Source organism: Rossellomorea sp. GCM10028870 (assembly GCF_042666755.1).
In the GTDB taxonomy this organism is placed as follows: domain Bacteria; phylum Bacillota; class Bacilli; order Bacillales; family Bacillaceae_B; genus Rossellomorea.
In genome coordinates this window covers 430,223-451,029 of the sequence record NZ_JBHTGN010000003.1, presented here as the reverse complement: position 1 = coordinate 451,029, position 20,807 = coordinate 430,223, and the positions used below count along the sequence as shown (strand labels likewise).

General features: G+C 43.1%; 12 protein-coding genes. 11 read left to right on the top strand and 1 reads right to left on the bottom strand.

Features of this window, described 5'->3' with window-relative positions; genetic code table 11:
• Positions 1–158: 158 nt before the first annotated feature.
• From ACFQWC_RS15995 to ACFQWC_RS15970, 6 genes are all read left to right on the top strand, one after another.
• Complete coding sequence (locus tag ACFQWC_RS15995) at positions 159–1,472, top strand: cell wall-binding repeat-containing protein (RefSeq protein WP_299742889.1); 1,314 nt, start codon at positions 159–161, stop codon at positions 1,470–1,472.
• Positions 1,473–1,971: 499 nt separating this feature from the next.
• On the top strand, positions 1,972–6,195 hold the full coding sequence (locus ACFQWC_RS15990) for a cell wall-binding repeat-containing protein (RefSeq protein WP_377108434.1): 4,224 nt from the start codon (positions 1,972–1,974) through the stop codon (positions 6,193–6,195).
• Positions 6,196–6,368: 173 nt separating this feature from the next.
• Entirely contained in the window at positions 6,369–8,420 is a 2,052-nt protein-coding gene (locus tag ACFQWC_RS15985; protein ID WP_377108431.1) for a S8 family serine peptidase, read from the top strand.
• Positions 8,421–8,527: 107 nt separating this feature from the next.
• Complete coding sequence (locus tag ACFQWC_RS15980; RefSeq protein WP_299742898.1) at positions 8,528–10,363, top strand: cell wall-binding repeat-containing protein; 1,836 nt, start codon at positions 8,528–8,530, stop codon at positions 10,361–10,363.
• Between the two features lie 157 nt (positions 10,364–10,520).
• Positions 10,521–11,630 (top strand): LCP family protein, encoded by a 1,110-nt coding sequence (locus ACFQWC_RS15975; protein ID WP_366141300.1) that lies wholly within the window; start codon positions 10,521–10,523, stop codon positions 11,628–11,630.
• 30 nt (positions 11,631–11,660) lie between these two features.
• Positions 11,661–11,942, top strand: coding sequence for a hypothetical protein (locus ACFQWC_RS15970; RefSeq protein ID WP_299742900.1), 282 nt, complete (start codon positions 11,661–11,663; stop codon positions 11,940–11,942).
• A gap of 674 nt (positions 11,943–12,616) precedes the next feature.
• Here ACFQWC_RS15970 and ACFQWC_RS15965 read toward each other — a convergent pair.
• Positions 12,617–14,050, bottom strand: a complete 1,434-nt coding sequence (locus ACFQWC_RS15965) for a lipopolysaccharide biosynthesis protein (protein ID WP_299742903.1) — start codon at positions 14,048–14,050, stop codon at positions 12,617–12,619.
• Between the two features lie 229 nt (positions 14,051–14,279).
• Here ACFQWC_RS15965 and ACFQWC_RS15960 point away from each other — a divergent pair, with 229 nt between their 5' ends.
• The 5 genes from ACFQWC_RS15960 (at position 14,280) to ACFQWC_RS15940 (ending at position 20,781) form a co-directional block, all read left to right on the top strand.
• On the top strand, positions 14,280–15,377 hold the full coding sequence (locus tag ACFQWC_RS15960; protein WP_299742906.1) for a glycosyltransferase: 1,098 nt from the start codon (positions 14,280–14,282) through the stop codon (positions 15,375–15,377).
• A gap of 202 nt (positions 15,378–15,579) precedes the next feature.
• Positions 15,580–17,640 carry a cell wall-binding repeat-containing protein gene (locus ACFQWC_RS15955; protein ID WP_377108428.1) on the top strand — a complete coding sequence of 687 codons (2,061 nt, stop codon included), beginning with the start codon at positions 15,580–15,582 and terminating at the stop codon, positions 17,638–17,640.
• A gap of 12 nt (positions 17,641–17,652) precedes the next feature.
• Positions 17,653–18,462, top strand: a complete 810-nt coding sequence (locus tag ACFQWC_RS15950) for a hypothetical protein (protein WP_299742911.1) — start codon at positions 17,653–17,655, stop codon at positions 18,460–18,462.
• Between the two features lie 62 nt (positions 18,463–18,524).
• Positions 18,525–20,648, top strand: a complete 2,124-nt coding sequence (locus tag ACFQWC_RS15945) for a SpoIID/LytB domain-containing protein (protein ID WP_377108425.1) — start codon at positions 18,525–18,527, stop codon at positions 20,646–20,648.
• Positions 20,620–20,781, top strand: coding sequence for a hypothetical protein (locus tag ACFQWC_RS15940; RefSeq protein WP_377108423.1), 162 nt, complete (start codon positions 20,620–20,622; stop codon positions 20,779–20,781). The genes ACFQWC_RS15945 and ACFQWC_RS15940 overlap by 29 nt, the downstream gene beginning before the upstream one ends.
• The last annotated feature ends 26 nt before the right edge of the window (positions 20,782–20,807 follow it).

Below are 20,807 nucleotides of genomic sequence, written 5' to 3'. Positions count from 1 at the left end.
TATTACTACAGTAAGAGGCCTTTTATGTCGTTTAGAGGGAGGAATATTACAAAAAAAGGGGTAAATATGACGAATTTTGTTACATAACTGTAAAATTATTTTGAAAATTTTAATGATAAGATAGTTTTTGTAGATTTATAGAGAAGGGGAATTGAGAAATGTTAAATGATCGCAAACCTGTATCTATTACTTTCGTCACGGTATTAAGCTTCATGTTCCTATTATTTTTCCAAAACCCTGCATCAGCTGCAGGTACACAGATAGATCGAGTAAGTGGTGTTGACCGGTATGAAACGGCAGTGAAAGTTTCCAGAGAAGGATGGACCAGTGCCAATACCGTTGTCATTGCAGTGGGAAATAACTTTCCGGATGCTCTGGCAGGTGCACCGTTAGCGGATAAGTATAACGCTCCAATCCTATTGGTAACCAAAGATAGTGTTCCTTATAGTGTGAAACAAGAGTTAAAACGATTAAAGCCAAGTAAAGCATACATATTAGGTGGAAGTTCCGTTATTTCATCTTCAGTAGAAACCCAACTTAAGAGTTTAGGGATTACCAGTACAAGAGTGGCAGGGGAAAACAGATACGAAACAGCGGCTAAGATCGCTGCATTGGTAGGAGGGTCTCAAGCCATCGTTACATATGGAAGGGATTTCCCGGATAGTCTGGCGATTGCACCTGTTGCTGCCAGTAAATCAATGCCGATCCTATTAACAGAAAAAAACCATGTCCCTGAAGAGACAAAAAAAGCGTTAAGTAAATATAGCTCTTCCATTCTTGTAGGAGGTACAGGCGTGGTAAGTGACGGCGTCAAGAATCAATTGCCAAGAGCCACCCGTATTTCCGGGAAAGATCGATATGATACGGCAACAAAAGTCGCCGAGAAATATTATTCCGCTTCAAATAGTACAGTCATCGCTACGGGAGAAAGTTATGCAGATGCATTGACCGGGTCCGTTCTGGCAGCCAAAAAAGGCTCACCTGTTATGTTGATTCAATCAAATAATGTCCCTACTTCCGTTAAGTCGACGGTGGATAAATTGGGTATCAATCAGTTTACGATCATTGGTGGAACGTCCGTTATTTCCGAGAAAGCCCAAAGTCTATTTGGCTTTGATACAGCTGGTCTGATCCAGACGGCGAAACAGTATATAGGAACACCTTATAAGTGGGGTGGAACGACGCCAAGCGGTTTTGACTGCAGTGGATATTTAAACTATGTATACGATAAATATGGGATTGATCTCCCTAGAACGACATCAGATATCTGGAACTTCGGTAGCCGCTCAAGCTCACCGGCAGTCGGCGATATCGTTATGTTTGAAACATACAAACCAGGCCCGTCACATGGAGGGATCTATATTGGAAACAACCAGTTCATCCATGCCGGAAATGATGGAGTAGAAATTACAAGTATGAGTAACGTATACTGGAAGCCTCGTTATCTAGGCGCAGTGAAGGTTGTAAATTAATAGAATGATAGAAAAACTGTTTGTCACATGGCAAGCAGTTTTTTTCTATTTACCCGAATCAATAGTCCTTAAACATGTTCTTTTTTGATAGTTGGATTTTAATTGTGATTTGTAATAGGTGAAATATCTCCCATGATGTTGATTGAAGCGGAAGGTGCTCGACTCCTGCGGGAATAGCGGGAAAGTTGAGACCCTACAGGGCAAAGCCCGAGGAGGCTCAACACACGCCCCGCGGAAAGCGAGCACCTGGAGCGGAAATCAACCACCACTCGCTAAGAGACAATGTTTACAAATACAGTTTATAAAATTAAACAAATCCGAAAAACGCAATAGTAAAAATATATTATTTTTTCTGAAAATAACATCTCCTTTTGTTGACTAAAGAACTAACTGAGATTAAAATGGAAAATAGAGTTCGAATTTTTCCATAATTATATTATTTTGGAAGATGCGGAGTATTTCGGACCATTACTATTAATCTATCAAGGGGGAAAAGGGATTGACGTTTAAGAAAAAGGTATTTTCGGTCATGGCAAGTGCAGCTTTAGTAGCTTCCTCGTTCGCTGGAGTAACAGCTTTCAATCCTGATAAAGCGGAAGCCGCTTTACAGGAAACGAAAAAGTTCAAGGTTTCGAATTTCTCAGAAGTTGTGGCATTGTCTATGAGTGATCAAGCTGTACAAGAGCTTGTTATCGTAGGTAACGGTAAAGTGGATGCGACTGGTCAATTAGAGAAGCTTGGCGTTAAAGTAAAACAAAATTATAAGAACTATGTTTACTTAGCGGATGTACCAACACGCAAGGTGATGGAAGTTCTTGATCTTAAGAGTGTCCGTACGATAGGTAAGAATGCTGAAATCCAATTAGGGGAAGTGAATGACCCTGAGCTTGAAGTGAAAGATCAAAATAAAGTCGATGAAGATGCGGTAGTAAAACCTAATCAGGCTGAAACCCATGCTCCAACCGGAGTGGATGACTTCCACGATAAGTTTGATGGCACTGGTACACGTATCGGGATCATTGACTCAGGTCCAGATCCGGGTCACGAATCCTTTACAGAAGGCCTTGAAGAAGGAACGCGTAAATACGGGGATTCAAAAATTGTTGCAGTAAGAGACTACACGATTTCAAACCGTCAACTTGCTTACGGTATCGAAGAGCGTTATAAAAAATATCTCGGTGATGGAATCAACTACCTTTCAGAGGGCGATGTATTTTTTGATGGTGGACATGCTGAGGGTGACTCTATTACAGTAGGGGAAACTACATATAATACAGCAGGACTTGACGCTTCCGATGACAAGTTTTTCTTCGGGAAAACAGCATTTGAATCTAACCCATATCCGAAAACGAATTCTAACTGGACGAATCAGGATTTAAATGCGGATGGAGTGAATGGTAATTCTGATAATTTCGCTGTTCTATTGGTAGGGGATAAAGTCTATATCGATACAGATATGGATAATGACTTCACGGATGAAACAGCTTATGCAAACAATGAAACAGGCACATTCGATGTAAATGTGGATGATGACATGCTTGGAGCGAACTTCCGTGTCAATGATATGGAATTGAACTGGTTTGGTGCAGGTCTGAAGAAAATCAACTTATTCACTGATTTCAACGGCCATGGTTCTCACGTCTCAGGTATCTCTGCGGCTAACGGACCGGCAAAAGCGAATGCATTCGGAGCCGTTGCGGGTGAAGGGGTTGCCCCTGGAGCAGAGCTTGTCGGTATGCGTGTGTTCAAAGCGGCAGGAGGAGCTCCTACATTCAGTATCCAGAAGGCCATGGTTGATGCTGCGCTTCCTGAATCCGAAGGTGGATTCGGCGTCGATGTTGCAAACTTGAGCTTAGGTTCTTCCCCGGATCTGAACGATGGTTTAGGATCCTATGGAGAATTAATGACGGTATTAAGTGAAGATACAGACATCGTATTCGTTACATCTGCCGGTAATGCCGGTCCTGGTGCAGACACAGTCGGTTCACCTGGTGACGTAGCACCTATCATTTCTGTTGGGGCACATATTACGGCTGACATGTGGGCAAAAGAGTACAATTCTTATCCATACGGTAAAAACGCAGACGGTACTCCGAAAGAAGGACAAGGTTTATGGTACTTCTCTTCTGTAGGGCCGAACGAAGTAGGGAATCAAAAGCCTGATATCGTTGGACCAGGATCTGCTTATGCTGCTCATCCGGTACAAAACGGACCTTATGTAGTCATGCAGGGTACAAGTATGTCTTCACCATACGTAGCTGGAGCGGTGGCGTTACTTAAATCGGCAGCGGAGAAAGATCGTATTCCATTTAACTACGAAATTGCCCGTGAAGCGTTGATTGCAACGGCCAATCACTTAGATGGATACAACCGTGCTCAAGAAGGTGGCGGACTGATCGATGTTCCGGCAGCTTATGAGTATCTGCGCAAAAACTTCATCACAGACATTAAAGACGTGGACGTTACGGTCTACCATGGAGAGAAAATCTCCGGCGGTCCGGGTCTATATGTAAGAAATAAAGAAATTCCTGAAACGGTTGAAGTATTAGTAGAGAACAAGACAGATGAAGCCAAGAGCCTGGATGTATCTCCGACTGGCGATTGGATTAGCCCATCTGTATCAAAGTTAGATCTTAAGGCTGGAGAAAGTAAAACGATTACAGTGAAGTATGACGAGTCGAAATTAGAGACAGGCGTAAATGCTGAGACTCTAGTATTTGATGATGCATCGACTCCTTATGTAGAAGCTAGATCAGCTCAAACAATTATTACGGGTCATGAGTTTAACCAGGAAAATCGTTTCCGCTTCCGCGAAGAAGGTGAAGTTCAATCTTCTCAAACAAAAGGTTATACATTTGACGTAAAACCTGGCGTGAGTGAAGTTCGTTTCTCACTGAATGCAATCAGTGAAAATGACGATTATAAAGGCCGCGTACGCGCGATCGTCTTCAATCCTGACGGAGTGGAAGTAAGTGAATTCCAAGGATATGCTGGATACGGTGCCGGTGGATTAGGCGTTGAAGATCATGTCTTCAAGTCTCCTAAACCAGGGGTATGGGAAGTACATGTATATGGAACTTCCGGACCACAAGCAGGTAAGGAAGTAAATAAATATCAATTAGAGGCTGTTGTTCAGGATGTAGTTGCTCAACCAGGTGAAATTGATTTAGGTCATGTTGCACCTGAAACTGAAACGACCAAATCTGTTACATTCTCAAACTACTTATCTGAAGCAAGAGAAGTGAAGGTTGTCGGTGCACCTTTCAGCATGCCTAAGCTGTCTTCTGAGAAGGTAGAGGTACCTGGTAACAATGAATTCTACTATCAAGATATCAAAGTGAAGAACAATGTATCTTTAGAAGTTCAAACGTCAAATCCATCACATGCTACTGATGATGTCGATTTATATATCTATGATTCCAAAGGGAACATGGTAGCATATTCTGCAGGTGCTACATCTGACGAAAAAGTTTCCCTGACTTCATTACCGGATGATACGTACACAATTGCAATTGAAGGATACGCAACAATGGATCCAACGACGACTCTTGATCTATCAATCAATGAGTTCGGTGTACTGTCTCCTGGTGAAAAAGGTGAAGGTAAAGTAGATGTTAAAGCTTCACAAAACCTTAAAGTAGGAAAATCATTAACGACGGATGTAAACATTACAACTCCATCTGAGTCAATGAGCTCAATCGGGGCGGTATATTTACTTGATGCGAAAACAGATGAAGTGTTATCTCTCCTTCCAATCAAGGTAGACGGGGACATCATTACTGAAGTTTCCGGTCAAGATCGTGTCGGAACAGCGATCGAAGTATCCAAGAAGCTCCATAAAGATGGCTTTGCCGATGATCATGAGTACAAAACGGTTATCCTTTCAACTGGATATAACTTCCCGGATTCATTATCTGCAGGTCCATTAGCATCTGCTATTGATGCTCCAATCCTGCCTGTAGGCAGCAATGGGAAGCTTTCTAAGGAAGTTCTTGCTGAAATTGAGCGTCTTGGTGCTGAAAATGTGTACATCCTTGGTGGAGAAGGTGTCGTTTCTGCCGATGTATTTACTCAATTAAACAGTATCTCGATCGATTCTTCTGATATCGAACGTTTAGAAACAGATGGAATGCCAAACCGTTACGGTACAAACCTTGCCATCGTTTCGAAGCTTCAAGAGCTTGGATTCAAAGGAAATGGTGTATTCGTTGCAACTGGTAAGAACTTTGCCGATGCACTAAGTGCTGCAGCAATCGCCGGTGCCAACGACATGCCGATCGTTTTAACAGACGGTAAAGATTTATCCGATGAAGCGAAAGCCATCCTTGAAGACGAGAAAGTCTATGTGCTTGGTGGTAAATCAGCTGTTCCTGAAAATGTGGTAGCTGAAGCTAAGAAAGTAGCTGTCGATGTGAAAGTCCTTTCTGGTGTGAACCGTTATGGTACACTGGCAGCAATCCTTGGAGAGTTCGCTTCTAGCACAGACAAGTTATATGTTGCCAGCGGTAAGAACTTCCCGGATGCATTATCTGCTGCTCCACTTGTAACAGATAACGCAGGATTATTATTACTGACTGATCCAAATGGATTACCGAAAGAAGTAGATGCGTTCTTAACGAAATATCTGTACCAGAACAAAATCTCTTCTGTCACTGTACTTGGTGGTAAAGGTGCAGTAGGTGAAGGTGCTAGAGAAGACCTTCAAGAAAAGGTTTCAAACTAATAGAATATGTGTGAATTGGCTGCCTGCTATTACAGCGGGCAGTCTTTTTTCCTTTTAAAGACTTTCGGACTATCATTCTGAAAATTTCTTGAATTCATGGACAGGCCTTCCACCATCTTATATACTTTTTACAGATGATGTAAATGACATTCAACTGAGAGAGGAGTGGCTTGATGAAAATGAGAATAATCGCTTCTATTGTGTTCTTATTGGGTTGTACCCTGCTTCCGAACGGAGTAGTGCAAGCGGATGATGGGAAGAAGGTTCAATTATTAGTGGTTCACAAGGATCAAGAAGGTGAAGTGTCGACACAGTCTTCAGATGAGGATGAAGGAAAATTTGAAGTGTTGTCGGTACCTCGAAAAGACGTTTCCAGCACTCTATCCAAATTAAATAATAACGAAAACATAGAATATGCTGAGGTCGATCAGCTCGTATACACACAAGCTGCCGCGCCCAATGATACATATTTTCATAATCAATCCCAAGACTTTCAGGTAATGAAGGTACTGGAAGCCTGGGAAAACTATAATCCCATTGAAGAAGTGACCGTGGCGATTGTCGATTCAGGTATTGATCTGAAACATCCCGAGCTGCGCAGTAGATTAGTAGAAGGAAAGAACTTCATGAATGAAGAAGAGCCACCAGTCGACAGGTCTGGGCATGGCACCCATGTAGCGGGTCTGGTAGGAGCTGTGACCAATAACAAGATGGGTATTGCTTCTGCTGCCGAAAAGGTGAAACTCATGCCCGTCAAAGTGTTTGAAGGGAAGACCACCTATATGTCCACGGTTATTCAAGGCATCCGTTATGCAGCAGACAACGGAGCGGATATCATCAATTTGAGTCTGGGCAGCTATAGCAATATGAAAGCGCTGGAAGATGCGATTGATTACGCTGTGGATAAAGGCGCCCTGGTGGTAGGAGCGGCAGGTAACGATGATGAGCACGCCGTCCTTTACCCGGCAACCTACCCGGAAGTCCTGGCTGTAGGCAGTGTGGATTCTACTACATTGACAAAATCAACGTTCTCGAACTTTGGGGAGACAGTGGACATATCTGCCCCGGGAACGAACATTTTCAGCACATGGATGGACGGCTATCAAGCACTGGATGGTACCAGTATGTCAACGGCCATTGTAAGCTCGGTTTCATCCATGGTCAAACAGCAGTACCCCTTTTTAAAAGGACTGCAGGTAAAGGATGTGCTTGAAAACTCAACCACTCCATTACCAGAAGTCGATAGGCTTGGAACAGGGTTAATCAATGCGGAAGAAGCTCTGAACTTTGTCCAAACCAAAAATCGTCTCTACGGCCTGAATTCTGTAGGAACAGCCGTAGAAATATCTGAAAATGGATGGTCCTCATTAGAGGAAAAAGAGTTGACGATCGGTGGCAGCATATTGAATGGATCATTTGTTGTTTTAGCAAGCGGTGATTCATTCCCGGATAGCTTAGCTGCTTCTCCATTGGCCACTCATTTGGATAGTCCGATTCTTTTAGTGAAGAACAATCGATTGAGTGAGTCCGTCAAGGAAGAATTGAAGAGATTGAATCCCTCTCATGTTCTAATGATCGGAGGGGGGAATGCGATCTCTCAAAAAGTAGAAAATGAGATTAACAATCTATCAATCGAGACCAAGCGACTATTTGGCGTGGACCGTTATGAAACGGCCGTAGCGATCAATAACGTGATTCCCTATACAACCAACAAGGCCTTTGTCGTCTCAGGTCAAAATTATCCTGATGCTCTCTCGGTTGCTTCCTATAGTGGTAGCATGCAATATCCTGTCCTCTTTGTACAGAAAGACAAGGTTCCACAGTCGGTGAGTACCTATATGAAAGAGAATGAAATTTCCAAGACGTATGTCATCGGTGGTCAAGGTATCCTTTCTAAGAATGTAGTGGATAGTCTACCGGGACATTTCCGTATATTCGGCTTGGATCGTTATGAAACCAATTATAAGGTTCATCAGACGTTTGCTTCTGCAGATTCGAATACACTTTATTTTGCCACAGGCGCTAAATTCCCCGATGCCCTTAGCATAAGCCCGCTGGCTGCAAGAACAGACAGCCCGGTTGTATTGGTGGATAGAAACGATAACGTGAACCTGAAGAAATCAATCCATTTGATAACCAATCGCAACAACTATCACATTCTTGGTGGACCAGGAGCTTTATCCGTTGAAAAAGCATGGGAAATCGATCAGTATATGATGAAATAAGTAAGATAGGGAGATTGCCTCTCTATCTTTTTTTTGATAAAGAAGGGTTATAGTTTACTAGATACTATGTTAAGATGGAATAAAATAACATTTAAAAGGGGGATACAATGAATCCTAAAATGAAGAAACTTGTATCAGGAATAGCCGCGGTGGCACTTAGCGCGACACTGGCGAGTCCAATCACTTCGAAGGCAGCGGGGTATGAAAACCCGTCTAAATATGAAATCAATAAACTGTTGACGGAAGCAGCAATGAAGTATGATGTTCCCGCCGAAATCGTGAAGGCTTTAGCAGCTGAAGAGAGCGGTTGGAAGCAATTCACGGCAGATGGAGAACCGAATATTTCGGGTGATGGCGGGATCGGGATCATGCAGGTGACCGATACAGCAGGCTATGATGAGGAACGTTTGAAAAGTGACATCGCCTTCAATATTGAAGCAGGTATCAAGATTCTGAACGAAAAGTGGAAGCTTGGAGAGAAGGGTCTAACCGATTGGAATCGCTCCACCAGCCTCCCAACCGTTGGAGACAATGAGCGTGATATCATCGAGAACTGGTATTTTGCCCTTTTAGCTTACAATGGACAGGTGCAGGAAAATAGTCCGATCAAAATGGCAACGGGTGAAAGAAACTTCGGAAGCTACCAGGATCGGGTATATGCTGAGCTCTCAAGTGGAAACCCGGGCATCTTCAAGAATGATAGAGTCGAGCTTTCTTTTGCCAAAGAGGATTTTACCTATACAGGAGAGCCAAACTATTATTTATTATTCGATAAGAAGAAGTATGAGGTGAATGGTCTTGCTCATACAACAAAACATTCGTATCAACCGGGGGATTTAGTGATTTCTGCGGATGGATCACGTTTTAGAGAACGGCCAACTTCTGAGTCCAAGGAAGTGTCTGCGAAACTTCCAAGCGGTGAAACCGAAGTCCTTGAGATCCTTAAAGGATTTGAATATGATCAATCCAAGAATCCGAATCACTTCGTCTGGTACAACGCCGAACGTGAAGACAATAAACAAGAGGCATACGTCGCTTCAAGCGAACTGAACAAGATCGGTGAGCGACTATCCGGAACCGACCGGATCAAGACGGCTGTTGACATTTCCCAGGCCGGTTGGAATCAGGCGGATACGGTCGTTTTGGCCCAAGGGTATAACTTCCCAGATGCGCTGACGGGTGGCCCTCTTGCTTATAAAAACAATGCTCCGCTTCTATTGACGGAAAAAAACAAACTGACTGAAGCAACGAAAGCTGAAATCAAACGCTTGAAAGCTTCCAAGGTCATCATTTTAGGTGGAGAAGGGGCAGTCAGCAAGGGAGTCAAGGATGCTCTTGAAGGAATGGGATTGGATGCCGAACGGATCGGTGGAATCGATCGCTACGAAACAGCCCAGCTTATTTCAGAGCAAGTGAATCCGAATCCTGATAAAGCCATCATCGCGTCAGGAAAGAACTTCCCAGATGCTCTTTCCGTGGCCCCATATGCATCTGTAAAAGGATATCCGATCCTTCTAACAGCGGCTGACGCCGTTTCTTCCTATACGAGTCAAGCCCTTACCGGAGTGGACAGCACGATCGTTGTCGGTGGAGCGGGCGTCATCAGCGATGGTGTCATGAAAAAGGTAAAAGGCGAGCAGAGAGTAAGCGGAGTGGATCGTTATGAAACCTCCCTTGAAATTGCGAAGAAGCTGCCGCTTGCCAACCCGGATGAGAAAGCACTTCTTGCGAGCGGGAAGAACTACCCGGATGCATTATCGGGATCTGTACTCGCAGCAAAGCAAAAGGCACCACTTCTTCTATCCAACCCGGAAGAGCTGCCTACAAGTGTCAACAATTTCATCGCTGCTAAAGAATTTAAAGAGTTCTTCCTGCTCGGAGGACCAAGTGCCATGAATGTGGAAGACGAGCTTGGAGATCTTTATAAAAAGTTGTATTATTAATATAGAAAACTAAGACTCTATCGATCAAAGGTAGAGTCTTTTTTTGATAGGATTATTAAACAGAGATTACATTTATGTAAGATTCTATTTTTTTAATCTATTTCATGATAAAATTATTCTTCGTATTGATCTTCGATTTGAAAGGTGAAAAACATACATGAATACTCGAAATGACTATAGACAGCGGATGAGAAGAAGGAAGAGATTCTTCCGGATTTTTCTTGCACTTTCTTTCTTGGGATTAAGCATTGGAACGGCGTACTTTCTCTACCAGTATCAAACTGGAAAAATGAATGCCGGTAAAACCCAGGCGGCATCTGAAGAAATTCCTGAATTCAATGGTAAAAAAGATGAGCACGGAAAAGTGAATATTCTACTTCTCGGATCCGATACAAGGGGAGAGGAAAAATCCCGTACGGATACGATCATGATTGCCCAATACGATCCCGAAAAAGGTGAGGCCAGATTGGTTTCATTAATGAGAGATATGTATGTGGATGTTCCGGAATACGGAAAGTATAAATTGAATACTTCCTATTTTCTCGGTGGACCTGAACTCCTTCGTCAAACGTTAAAAGAGAACTTTGATATAGATGTCCAATATTATGCGTTAATGGACTTTAAAGGATTCCAGAAGGTTGTGGACGCACTGGCACCAGATGGAATTGAAATGAATGTAGAAAAAGAAATGTCCACAAACATTAATGTGACACTGGAACCCGGCTTGCAAAAATTGAACGGTAAGGAATTATTGGGCTATGCCCGTTTCCGCCATGACGCAGAGGGAGACTTCGGCCGCGTCAAGCGCCAGCAGGAAGTCATCAATGCCCTGAAAGACGAAATGCTGTCATTAAACGGAGTATCCAAGATCCCTAAACTGATGGGGACAGTCTCACCCTACATCGAAACGAATATCGGGTCCATGGACCGCATCAGTCTTGCAAAAGAATTTGTCCTGAATCCGGTCGATAAGATCGAAACCATGAGATTACCCATCGACAATTCGTTCGAAAATGCCCGATATGAAGGCGCGGGTGCCGTGTTAGACGTAGACCTCGATGCGAATACCGAAGCGTTAAAAGACTTTTTGAATGGTGAAGAACCTAAGTCATATGCGGAATATGTAGAGGAAGAAACGTTGAGTGACGATGCCGTGGTCGAGGATTCGACTGGTGTTGAGGATACCGGCAGTTATGATGAAACAGAGGACGCAGGTGTCTATGAGGAATCGTCTGAAATCGAGGATTCAAGTAGTTATGAGGAATAGAATGATAGATCGAACCCATGGAGTGAAGTGATGCTCTGTGGGTTTTTTGTTGTTGTGAAATGGCTGGGTTGGAGCTTGGTGCGGGTATCGGTAAAGGAAATTCGACACGGAGGATCAATTAATGGAAATGCGGATCGAATAATCATATCGAGGATTGAAAAAACCAAAACCGGTTCAATTATCATGAATCGGGATCAATCCCCTCCCTATCAGGATCGATTCCCCCGCGACGACCACTCCTCATCCTATATTCAACCCCTGGATCGGCCAGCTAGCCACTTAAATGGCACATTCTCAGCTGAAAAAGGATAATCTTAAAGAGAAACCCTTCCAAAAGTGAAGAAATATTATCAAACGTTCACCGATTGAAAGAAGAATCTGAAGTGCGGAAGTTACGCTTTTTCAGCTACTGTTTGTCTGCCTGTTGGCGGGGGAGTGAGCTTGAGCCGGATGGGTATAAAGTGTACCAATTTAAAGAAAATTCGACACGGAGGATCAATTAATGGAAATGCGGATCGAATAATCATATCGAGGATTGAAAAAACCAAAACCGGTTCAATTATCATGAATCGGGATCAATCCCCTCCCTATCAGGATCGATTCCCCCGCGACGACCACTCCTCATCCTATATTCAACCCCTGGATCGGCCAGCATGCCAATCAAATGGCACATTCCCAGCTAAAAAAGGACAATCTTAAGCCAAAAACATTCCAGGAGTGAATGAAAACTGCAAAAACGGTCGCTATTCTATAGATGGTCTGCCTGTTGGCGGGGTCTCTAGCTTTAAATTGCTTTGATATCCGTGTACCAGGTACAACAGCCCCGAAGTGTACCAAGTACAACAACCCCGAAATGTACCAGGTACAATAACCCCGAAATGTACCAGGTACAAACAACCCCCAATTGGACCAGGTACAAAAACAAACCACCCAATCCACCTCCCCAATACCAAACACCAAACCCAAAAATAAAAAAATCCCCCCAATCACTGAGGAGATTTCTTCAATCGTCGCATCACAAGCTGACGTATTCCATTAATATTCAGAGCCAATACTACAGACCCATAAGCAATAATTCCGACTGCAATTTGTACACTAAATCCGAAGATGCCGTCAATGGCAAGGGCCGGCCATACAAGAAGCGCCATGACACCGGTCGCGATAAAGATCTTTCCGACTTCTTTGAACGGGAAGGTGAGCGGGAAAATCTTCTTGCCGATTAAGGCACTCATCAGAACCGATACGACATAGGAAATGATGGTTGCGTAAGCCGATCCGAATATTCCGTACTCCGGGATTAGGAGTAAGTTCAGGATCACATTCAGTATAGCAGCGACCAGCACAGGCCAGATCTGAAGCTTCGTATTTTTCCCGAGCTGGAAGGCCAGATCGAAATAATACATTTTAAAGCCTTGGATAAAGATCGCGAGGGCAATCAGTGAAAAGATCGTCGCTGCCTTCCCTTGATAGGATTCCCCCAGGAAGATCCCAGTAAAGGAGTCGCTTAACAAGATCATTCCCGTTGTCGCCGGTACCGATACAAGTAATAGCAGGGACGTGTTTTCATTCAATTGTTTCTGGCATTCTTTGATCCCGCCTGTTTCAAGTGCTTTGACCACTAATGGATAAGCGGCCAGATTGATGATCATCATCAGGAGAAACAGGATTTGTTTGGCCAGGTCGTATGAAACGGCATAGATCCCGACAGATGCCTTGTCCATTAACCAGCCAATCAAGTAACGGTCCGTATTCAGGATGATGGCTTCCATTGAAAGGGCCGCAATGAACGGAATGGAATACTTCACGACTTCTTTTATCATGTCACGATCGATCAACTTCATATTGATCAAATGCAGATACTTCGGAATAAAGAAGACGATGGATAAGAAGATTCCGATGATCAACCCAAGGATGATTCCTTCTGCACCGAATCCGAAGAATTTAATCAGGACAACAGCTACGATAAGGGACAATACCACTTTTAAGGCTGTCACTACACCAAAAAGTTTAGACGAAAGCTCAGAACGTAAGTATTCAGTGAACAGGTCGAACATACTTTGCATGGTGAGTAATCCAATACCCAGGAACCATAAGAGAGCCATCGAATGGAAAGGAGTATAGACAATGAAAGCTCCGGTACCCAGGAAGACCGTCAAGATCGTCATGGATATAAAGGTTGCCGTGATGGAGCTGATGAACATGGCTTTCTGGTTGCCTTCGTATTTAGGATTGTAGCGAAGCAGTCCCAGTCGGAGCCAGTGGAATAAGGTTGTATTCACAAAGGTGACCGCCGCAATGACCAGGGCGTATTCACCGTATTCACTTGGCGATAAAAGGCGTGTATATAAGGCGATCGCAACAAAATTGATGATCCCCGGGACACCTTTTGATAGAAAATAAATGAACGTATGTTTAAACATGAAAATACCTCTCTGTTGATCCATTTTATTAACAAAATTTATATAGTTTTTACAAATAAATTCAATTTAACCGCTTTTTATATTATGATAAGAAGTATCAAATCAATTAGTATATTATATCACAAACGATATTGTTGAATATATTTCTTTTGTCAGGCTGTTCATAACAAGTATGTTAACCGGCATAGCAGCAAGTCAGTAGTAAAAAAGAGAGTGTGGTACCCGAGTTATGAAAGTTTTATTATTAGCACCAGCGAATAATGTACATACGAAGAAATGGCTTGATTACTATAATTCGATTGGTATCGAGGTCATGAATATTAGCTTAGAGAACCACAAAGACTCTACTGAACACATCCCTTGGGAGAATGTAAGCAGAGTCTATTTAAATCTGAAATTGAATCACAAGATTTCTTATTTATTTACGGTTTCCAGATTGAAGAAAATCATTCGAAACTATAAACCTGATCTGATCCATTCCCATTATGCTTCGAGCTACGGGCTGATCGGGGCGCTGACAGGATTCAGTCCTTACATTCTATCGGTATGGGGATCGGATATCTACGACTTCCCTAAGCGGAATGTGATGAATCGGATCATCCTCCAATACGCATTAAAGAGGGCAGATTATATTTGTTCGACCAGTCCTGCACTGGAACAGGAAACAAAAAAATATATAGATGAAAATAAGCCATTGGCCATCACCCCATTCGGTGTGGATACGACACAATTCAAACCGAACCTGACGGAAAAGGTCGAAGGTCAATTCAGAATCGGGATTGCTAAAGGGATGGAGCCGAAGTATGGGATAGAGTATCTCCTGAAGGGATTTAAACTATTTCTGGATACCCTGGGACCTGAGCGCCAGTACGTTCGCCTGCAACTGGCAGGGGACGGACCTTATATGACGAAATATATGAAACTGACAGAAGACCTGGGCATTAATGAGAATGTAGATTTTTTAGGAAGAATCGCTCATGAGGATGTTCCTGATTTTATCTCGTCTCTTCATATATTTGTCATTTCTTCCTTGATTGAAAGCTTCGGGGTTTCAGCTGTAGAGGCCCAGGCTTGTGGTGTACCGGTTGTGGCAACCAATGTCGGCGGTCTGCCGGAAGTCGTGCTGGACGGGGAAACAGGCTATCTGATCCCATCTAAAGATCCGGCAGCACTGGCCGACAAACTACTATATCTCTATAAGGATTCCTTAGAACGAGAGAAGTTGGGGAGAAACGGCAGGGACCACGTCATCAATCATTACGATTGGGAAGAGAATTCTAAGAGAATGATTGATCTTTATAATAAAATAGTAAAAGGTGAGAGATAAACGTCGCTATTTTCAAGAAGCTGCGTTTTTCCAAACCTATAAATATCAAAGACACTCAAAGATCCTGTTAAAGGAGAATGGAGTGTCTTTTTTTATAATTATGTAAAAGTTTACGAAAACATGTCAAAAGTATGTCAACTGTTGTCGATATTAATGGTAGAATAAAGGAAAATTTTAATATAATGGAGGAGAATGCAGAATAATGAAGAAAAAGATTGCGATGCTTGTTGTGACAATGGCTATGTTTCTAGTCATACCGATTCTGGCATCGGCTGAGAAGAATGTAGTCATTGACCCAGGTCACGGAGGTTGGGATTCAGGTACAACAGGATATTCTGGGAGTTCAACTGGTTTTTATGAAAAGCATGCCAATCTGGCAATCTCTGAAAAATTACGGGATAAGCTAAAAGCAGCGGGATTCAACGTGTATATGACTCATAATGATGGTACAAAGTATTTGAGTCTTCAAGAACGTACAGATCTAGCGAATGCATTTGCCAAAGGAAAGAATGATCAAACAGTATTTGTCTCGGTCCATCACAATGCGGCACCTACAAACCTGTATGTACGAGGATTCGAATCGTATCACTATGATAATAAATATGCCTGGGAAGCGGAATATCCGCCGGATCCCATTCAGGTAGCGTATGGAAGTGAATCCAAGAGATTAGCAGAAACGATTCACCCGAGTACGGTGAATGCCATCGGCCTGACAGACAAAGGTATGAGAAATGATCAGGCGTTTTATGTGATCCGTAACACGCAAATGCCATCACTCTTATTGGAGATGGGGTATATGTCGAATCCGACAGAAGAAGCCCTGATCAAAACATGGACATTCCAAAATAATGCCGCAGAGGGTATCAAGAACGGAATCGTTTCCTATTTCAAAGTGTTTGAAGTGTATAACGCAGAGAATAAGAGACTTAAAGTCTATAAGACGAAAGAGGAAGCCATTCAATATTCCAAGTCTCAATCCAATACATATGTATTCGATAAATACCAGCAGAAAAAAGTGTACGAGAATCTGAATGAATACAGTGTCTATCAAAAAGGGAATGACAAGCTTAAAACATACCCGATCAAGGAAGACGCGATCCAATATGCAGGAACTCTGACGAATACCAGAGTAGTGGATGAACACACTGAAAAAATCCTTTGGTCTAATTATTTACCCAAAAAATACAGTGTTCAAACAGAAGCAGGAAAAAGTTTATGGTCGTATTACGATGTCAAGAGTGCAATCGATTACGCTAAATGGAAGGCAACACCATTAAAAGTGGTTGATATTGATTCCAAAGGAGTCATTTGGTCGAGTATCGATGGAGTTAAGATCAATCGTTACATTAACGATACAAACCTGATCGGCCTCGATCGAATGGAAACGGCGATCAAGGTTTCTAAAGACCTTTATCCTAGCGGTTTCTCAAGCTCCAAAGCGAAAAAAGCCGTCGTACTCGCAACGGCATATGACTTCGCAGACGCACTTTCAGTCGGGCCTCTGGCAGCTCAACTGGATAACGCTCCTATTCTATTAACCAGTAAGGACCAGCTTCCTTCAGAAGTAGAAAATGAGCTTGCGAGATTGAACGCGAAAGAAGTATACGTGATCGGTGGTAAAGGAGCCGTTTCAACTGCGGTTCAAGATCGATTGGCGAAGCTTGGACTGACCGTTACTAGAGTCGGTGGAGCTGACCGCTATGCTACGAATCTTCTTATTAATAAAAAGCTGACGAATGTAAAAGGCGTGTTCGTGGCATCAGGCAAAAATTACGCCGACGCCCTTGGAGCAGCACCGATTGCTTCAGCCAATCAATGGGCGATTGTGCTGACAGGTAAAGATAGCATCAATTCTAGCGCTCTATCGTATGTAAAAGGAAAGCAAGTGAAGGTCCTCGGTGGGGGAAGTGCCATTTCATCAACGGTTGAACAATCGATCAAACGCTATTCAACCAATGTGGAAAGACTCTCCGGAGCGGACCGTTATAAAACACTTGCAAAAGTACTGACAGAATTTAAATCAGTGATGGGCTCGGACAAATTCATCGTTTCCACGGGAACGAATTACCCGGATGCTTTAACCGCATCAGCCCTATCTGTTAAAACAAAGGCGCCAATCGTATTGGTAGGCGGCACATTAGATGGTCACTTAGAAGATTTCATTCTCGAGTATCAGCCTGCCGGTGGCGTAAAAGAAGTCATTAAAGTTGGCGGGAAAGTTGATGACGCCATCATTGCAAAAATGAAGAATGTCTTGTATTAAGGAGGACAACCCGTGTTGAACAGTCGTAAAAATATCTTTCTAGTCTCTCTGCTCATCTTGTCTATGACTGTCTTTACTGCATGTAATGCTTCCTCTCCAAGTGAGAAAACAACGAAGGAAGAACCGGATACAGCCGAAAGCGAAACGTCCAATGAAGATACTTCTGTAAATGAAGAGTCGGATAACCAGGAAGAAGTAGAGGAAGTGGAAGCAGAGGAGCCGTCCGAAGGCTCTGAAGAAGTAACATCCGAAGAAGACACATCTGAAGAAAATAATGAAACGACGGAAAAAGAAAAAGAAGAAGTGAACCTGTTACTCCAACAGCTGAAGCCTGAAAAAAACATGGTTAAAACGTTTGAAAACAAGGATTTCAGCTTGACGGAAACGGTAGTCGATCACAATGAAACGCATGTTCAGCGTGTATTCAAAGTGGGAGAGATGGTCACTCTTCAAATCCTTAAATGGGATCAGGATGCCATTCAAGTCGTGTATGAAGAAAGTAATCCGAAGAACGTGAAAGAAAGCATTTTGGACAGCTTTTCTCCGGATAAAGAAGCAAAACCACTGGCCGACATCAAGCATAAAGGAAAAGGTGACACAACCCGATGGGAAATCATCAGTGAAGATGAAACGGTCGAAGTTCCTTACGACACGTACGAAAATGTCGTCGCGGTTCGAAGCACGGTGAAGAATGGAAAGGTGAATACCATCAATACCATGTACTATGCTCCCGGGATCGGCATGATCAAAGAAGTATATGAAGAAACCGGGGATAACGGATATAAAATCGAATCCGTTTTGACAAAAGTAGAAGAGCTATAAAATCCTGAAGGTGTTCCGTTTTGGAACGCCTTCATCAATACATACTGCAAGGAGGAAAAACATTGAAGAAGAAGTTACTATCTATGCTGGTTCTTTCCACAATGGTTACGGGAATGATGGCAGCACCGATTGATACAAGTGCAGCGGGTGAGCCTATTTCTGTAAAACTTCAAAATTATATCGGAAGTAAGAGTTCACTTCCTTTTACGACAAACGGTGATTACCAAGTGAAGGGAACGTCGATCTTCATCCAGCCGGGTGCATCCTACACCATGAAGGTGGAATCAGGGAAACTATCTCTATATAAAGGTTCCACACTCGTGAAGAAGTTCGATGGGAACGCTACGATCATCCCGACGATTACAGAAGCGATGGATCGTTCCATGACAATCAAAGGAAATGTTGACAAGCAATATTTAGGAGAAGTCGAGTTTACCGTTGAATCCAGTAAATATGTGAGACCTGTGAACAATATCAATCTCGAAGACTACTTAAAAGGCGTGGTCCCTGCTGAAATGCCTGCTTCCTGGGGCGATAACGGCGGACTGGATGCTTTGAAGGCTCAAGCTGTCGCAGCCAGAACCTTTGTATTGAAAAAAGGGAACTGGACGATTTATGATGGCCAAAGTGATCAAGTCTATAAAGGGTACGATTGGAACCCTCATACTACGCAAGCGGTCAATGAAACTCAAGGTGAAGTTCTGAAAAAAGGCGACAGCTATGCGGAAGCATTTTATTCTTCATCAAATGGGGGAAGAGTATTCTCGAATCAAAATGTTTGGGGATCCCCATTAGTTCCTTACTTGGAGACGAAGCCGGACATCTATGATGCGAAAATCTCACCACACGGAAATTGGGCAGTCCCACTCTCCAAATCTCAATTCGATGATAGCAAGCTGGATCTAAAGAAACCGGAATTCTGGTGGTCGGACGTGAAGGAACAAGATCAAACGGTCATTTCGAACATGAAATCATGGTTGAAAAATAAAAACCATATTGATGATAAAAGTGAAATTAAAATCGTCGATATAAAGGATGTCTCTTTTGATATCCCGGATTCATCTTTCACTTCAACAGATGTGTTGAAAGGAACCGTATCGTTCACTTATTTTGAGAAAAAAGATAGTGGATTTGTGAAAAATGAAGACGAAACCATCAAACTGCAAACCAAAACGATTAACGATCGCTCTTATAACATTCGCTTTATGCTGGGGACATCAATCATGAAGAGTCCTTATGTGAAGAGTCTTGGCGAGACGGATGAGCGATTTACAATCAACGGCGGCGGTTTCGGCCACGGAATCGGGATGAGCCAATACGGTGCTTACCAGATGTCGAAAGACGGAAACAACTTCAGAACGATCCTTGGCTACTACTATCCAACAACAAGCGTGAATAGAGAATTGGACTTAAACGACTATTCTCATGAGCTTGAAGGGATCGACCGCTATGAAACAAGCGTCAGTGTATCAGAGTATGGCTGGGAAAATAAATCGAAGGCAGTAGTCATCGGCCGCGGCGATTTATCGATCGATGCGTTAACAGGAAGTGTACTGGCGAAGAAAATGGATTCGCCGTTATTATTAACCACATCCAATTCACTCCCAGAAACAGTACTGGCTGAAATCAAGCGACTTCAGCCTGAAAAAGTCTACTTACTTGGTGGTACGAATGCCATCAGCGGCAATGTAGAGAGTCAGCTGAAAGGCTTATCTGATGTTACCCGCATCAGCGGAAAAGAGCGTTACGAGACGGCAGTGAAGGTGGCAGACGAAATCAACAACAATGATGAAATCTTTGTTGTGACAAAAGACGAGAAATCCCCAGATGCCCTGTCGATTGCTTCATATGCGAGCATGATGCAAATCCCGATTCTGTATACGACAAAGGATTCCCTTCATGAGAGCGTTGAAGCATACATGAAAGAGAATAGTATTAATAAAGTAACGATCATTGGTGGTCAGTCTGCTGTTTCTTCAGGAGTAGAACGCCAATTAATGAATCTTGCTTCAGACGTGTCAAGGGTATACGGGGATGACCGTTACCAAACAAGTCTGACGATTGCAGAGAAATACAGCAGTGAGTTTGAAGAAAAGACATTATTCTTCGCACGGGGAGACATTTTCATCGCTGCCTGCGTCTTCATTGGCAGCAGCGATGAAATCCCCATTAATCCTGACGCGTAAGGATGCCTTACCGGATAATGTGGCAACATGGCTGGATGAGCGTACGGTCCTGGCCGATACGTACTTCTTAGGCGGTAAAGGGGCCATTTCAGCATCTGTTCGTCAAGATATCCAACAGGCTTTAGCAAATTAATATGAATCATGAAGCTGCCATTCTTA